Source organism: Candidatus Erwinia dacicola (assembly GCF_001756855.1).
GTDB classification, from domain to species: domain Bacteria; phylum Pseudomonadota; class Gammaproteobacteria; order Enterobacterales; family Enterobacteriaceae; genus Erwinia; species Erwinia dacicola.
The window spans coordinates 1-4,330 of the sequence record NZ_MAYS01000255.1 but is presented as its reverse complement, the minus strand read 5'-3'; the positions used below and the strand labels follow the sequence as shown (position 1 = coordinate 4,330).

Sequence of the window (4,330 nt, the reverse complement as noted above, 5' to 3'; positions counted from 1 at the left end):
AGCGATAGGCGGCTTTGGTGTGACGACGTGAAGACAGGTAAAAGTCAATGGTGCAGCCCCTGCTGTCGACGGCGCGGTACAGATAAGCCCAGCGTCCGTTGACCTTCACGTAGGTTTCATCGAGATGCCATGAGCCAAAACCGGAAGGTTGACGCCAGTACCAGCGCCGCCGCTTTTCCATCTCAGGTGCAGAACGCTGAACCCATCGATAAATCGTGGTGTGATCGACATTTACCCCTCGCTCAGCCAGCATCTCCTGCAGCTCACGATAACTGATGCCATATTTGCAGTACCAGCGGACGGCCCACAGGATAATATGACGCTCAAAATGTCGACCTTTAAATGGGTTCATGTGCTGCTCCTTCAACTAAACAGTGGCATCAGTTTACCATCGCCAGATCTTTGCAACAGTGCCTTCATCAGAGGATCGCCCCGCCCATCGAGTGGGCCAGCGCGTAGCGGTGACGATAGTCGCATGTGACGATCTCTTTCAGACACAGGGTTTCCAGATCGTCGACGTAATCTTCAAATTCCACCACGTGACCGCAATGCGAATCAGCAAGAAGTCGGCCGGAGCGCCCTTGGCCACGATGGTCGATAATCACCACGTCGTATCCACTGTGGAACAGGTCGTAGGCCAACTCGGGATATTTCACATAGCTTTCAATCCGGCCGGGACACAGCAAAATAACTTTATCGTGTTGCGGGGAAATAAAGCGGACATAGCGGATCGGCACGTTTTCCACGCCGGTAAACTCACCCTCTTCACGCTGCTTCCAGAAATTCAGCAGCGGGCCAGTGGCAAAAGCGGTGAAGGCTCTCTCCCGCGTCAACCAGCTGTTTTTAAGATGTTCCATCAGGCGTTTTCCAGAAGAAACAAACTACGGGCAGCGGACATTGTTACCCATAGCGCAACGTTCAACAATGTCGTATTGTGTCGTAATTGAGCGTTTTCAGGGAGCTTTACCCAATGACCATTGAATGGTGGCTGATCTATTTATTAACGACCAGCATCTTTTAAGCCTGTCGCCCGGCTCTAGGGCGATTAATACCATGAGTTCCGGCATTAGCCACGGCTATCGCGGTGCAGTGGCGCTCATCCGGCGCGATTGATTTCAGCGCGGTGGCGATGCTGCGCCGCAAGCTGTTTCGCCGCGCCGAGCTGGTTAATCTGACGAACCCGAAGAGCATCATTTTCCTCGCGGCGCTGCTCCCGCAGTTCATTCTTCCGCATCAGCCCCAAGCGGTGCAGTTTCTGGTGCCCGGCATCACCACGGTGGTGGTCGATATTATTGTGATGATTGGCTACGCCACGCTGGCGACGCGCATTGCGGTGTGGATTAAAGGCCCACATCAGATGAAGTTGTTGAACGGGACGTTTGGCGGATTGTTTATCGCGGTGAGTGCACTGCTTGCTTCGGCGCGCAGAATGGCCTGAATAATCGGGTCGACCTTTTTTCTGGTCGACCCCGACAAGTGCAGGAGAGGCCGACCGTTTTGTGGTTGGCCCGCCGTGATCCATTACTCCACATCGTCGCCGTCGACGTCGACGTGCTCTTTGATCATTACTAGGAACGGCTTGCCAAAACGTTTCAGCTTCTTATGACCGACCCCATTCACGCTCAGCATCTCTGAGGCGGTAATCGGGATCTGCTCCGCCATTTCAATCAGCGTCGCATCGTTAAACACCACGTATGGCGGCACGTTTTCTTCATCCGCAATCGCTTTACGCAGCTTGCGCAGCTTGGCAAACAGCTTGTGGTCACAGTTGCTGCCGAACGACTTCTGGCTATTGCTGCGCGGTTTGATGCTGACGAGGCGCGGCACCGCCAGCTGTAGCGGCGCTTCCCCGCGCAGGATTGGCCTAGCGGCTTCGGTCAGCTGCAGCGCCGAGTGCATCGCAATGTTCTGCGTCACTAGACCGAGGTGGATAAGCTGGCGCAGCACACTGGTCCAGTGCTCGTGCGTCTGCTCGCGGCCAATGCCGTAGACTGGCAATTTATCATGCTGCATATCGCGAATGCGTTGGTTGTTGGCCCCGCGCAGGATCTCAACGATATAGCCCATACCAAAGCGCTGGCCGACGCGGTAAATACAGGACAACGCTTTCTGCGCCTCTACCAGCCCGTCGTAGCGGCGCGGCGGATCGAGGCAGATATCGCAGTTGTTGCACGCCTGCTGGCAGCCTTCGCCGAAGTAGTTCAGCACCACCAAGCGGCGGCAGGTTTGCGCTTCGGCAAATGCGCCCATCGCATTCAGCTTGTGGCGCTCAATATCCTGCAACGGGCCTAGCGCTTTCTCCTCCAGACACTTACGCAGCCAAGCCATATCGGCCGGATCGTACAGCAGCAACGCTTCAGCAGGCAGGCCATCACGCCCGGCGCGGCCGGTTTCCTGATAGTAGGATTCAATATTGCGCGGGATATCAAAGTGCACCACGAAGCGCACGTTAGGTTTGTTGATGCCCATGCCGAATGCCACGGTCGCCACCACGATTTGCAGATCGTCGCGCTGGAACGCTTCCTGCACGAGCGCACGGTGGGCATTATCCATTCCGGCATGATAAGCCCCAACGCTCAGGCCACGGTTTTGCAGACGGGCTGCGGTGTCTTCCACTTTTAGCCGGCTGTTACAATAAATGATGCCGCACTTGCCGCGCTGATCTTGTACATAGCGCAGCAGTTGCTCGGTCGGTTTGAATTTTTCCACCAGCGTATAGCGGATATTGGGGCGGTCAAAGCTGCTGATCTGGATAAGCGGAACGTCAAGCTGTAACAGGCGGGCAATATCGTTACGCGTGGTTTCATCGGCGGTCGCGGTCAGCGCCATCACCGGCACATCCGGCAGGCGCTGGCGCAGCTGGCCTAAAGCGCCATATTCCGGACGGAAGTCGTGACCCCACTGAGAGATACAGTGGGCTTCATCCACCGCCAGCATCGCTGGATTGCAGTGCGTCAGCTGGTCGAGGAAGTTATCCATCATCAGACGTTCAGGAGCAATGTACAGCAGGCGGATGCGGCCAGTGCGGCAGCCCGCCATCACTTCCTGCTGTTCTTCGCGGTTCTGCGTCGAGTTGAGGCAGGCCGCCGCCACGCCGTTTGCCAGCAGCTGGTCTACCTGGTCTTTCATCAGCGAGATCAACGGCGACACCACCAGCGTCAGCCCTTCGCGCACCAGCGCCGGGATCTGATAACAGAGTGATTTTCCGCCGCCGGTCGGCATGACTACCAGACAGTCGCGCCCGTTAAGCGATTCCTGAATGATAGTTTGTTGCCCCGGACGAAACTGCTGGTAGCCGAAGGTATCGCGTAATACCTGCTCTGCCAGCGTTTCTTTATTGATGACTGCTGCCGTAGACACATCGTCCCCAAAATCTGAAATGACTGAATTTTTAACAGGGCGGCAGTGCCTGCCCGGTAAGCGGCGACCTTAGAACAGGTTGTTAAGCGTCACGCCTACACCGACGCGAGTTTGACGATGATTGTGATCGATCAGGGATTCACCATAACCGCTATACACCTGCGTATAAAAACGCACATGCTTAGTCATTGGGTAGCTCCAGCCCAGTTCAGCGCCGCCGTAGCCGCTGTTCCAGTTATACTGGCTCTTCACGCTGAAGATGTTCTCGCCCCACTGATATCCCACCGTCAGGCGATAATACCCCATGTACTTAGTGATATCCGGGTTATCGTCATTATTTTCATTTTCTGGAATACGGTACCAGAGTTTCACTTTCACCAGCCAGTTGCCGTTTTCCGCCATCAGACGCGCATAGACGCGGTTCCAGCTGCGCGAGGTTGGGTCGGCGCGACCGTTGGACTGATGGCTCACACCGGTTTCCACATCACGCAGCGTCCAGCCACCCAAGCTGGGGTCTGTTGCCCAGCCGAGGAAAACCTGCGGCTCGTAGTCAGTTTCGCGGAACGGCGAAGAGGCGCTGCGGTTAGATAGCTGCCACCAAGATTTCTGAATATAGGATGCGCCAAGCACCGAGTTTTCACCGAGAATACCGCGCCACAGCGGGAATGCTGTCGCTACCGATGTAAAACTGGCCCACCTGCCGATGTAAATCTGACCGACCCAGGGTAAAAATGGCAGTTTTAAGGCACTGCCAATGATGACATTGGAGACCAGAGTGGAGATGAGTGTTTTACACCGTCAGGGCATGTCGATACGCGCCATCGCGCGCCAGCTTTCATGCTCTCGTGAGACCGTTCGCAGATATATCCGTAGCCCGCTGCCCGTAGCGGATATCCGCTACAAGCCTCGCGCACCCAGACCCTGCAAGCTTGACCCGTTCAAGCCCTATATCCTTGAGCGCGTGGCCGCT

General features: G+C 55.9%; 3 protein-coding genes and 3 pseudogenes. 2 read left to right on the top strand and 4 right to left on the bottom strand.

What is annotated here, in order from left to right; all coding sequences use genetic code 11:
* A partial coding sequence (locus BBW68_RS07715; RefSeq protein WP_148127480.1) for an IS6 family transposase occupies positions 1-352 on the bottom strand: 352 nt, incomplete at its 3' end.
* A gap of 70 nt (positions 353-422) precedes the next feature.
* Positions 423-857: pseudogene (locus tag BBW68_RS07710) on the bottom strand (alpha/beta fold hydrolase); the annotation flags it as partial.
* 113 nt (positions 858-970) lie between these two features.
* On the opposite strand from BBW68_RS07710, the pseudogene BBW68_RS07705 reads away from it, so the two are divergent.
* Positions 971-1,438, top strand: a pseudogene (locus BBW68_RS07705) (LysE family transporter).
* Between the two features lie 83 nt (positions 1,439-1,521).
* Here BBW68_RS07705 and recQ read toward each other — a convergent pair.
* Positions 1,522-3,360 carry an ATP-dependent DNA helicase RecQ gene (gene recQ, locus BBW68_RS07700; RefSeq protein ID WP_070134687.1) on the bottom strand — a complete coding sequence of 613 codons (1,839 nt, stop codon included), beginning with the start codon at positions 3,358-3,360 and terminating at the stop codon, positions 1,522-1,524.
* 69 nt (positions 3,361-3,429) lie between these two features.
* Positions 3,430-4,038, bottom strand: a pseudogene (gene pldA, locus BBW68_RS07695) (phospholipase A); the annotation flags it as partial.
* 76 nt (positions 4,039-4,114) lie between these two features.
* On the opposite strand from pldA, the gene BBW68_RS16255 reads away from it, so the two are divergent.
* Positions 4,115-4,330 (top strand): helix-turn-helix domain-containing protein (locus tag BBW68_RS16255; protein ID WP_148127540.1); only part of this gene is annotated, 216 nt, incomplete at its 3' end.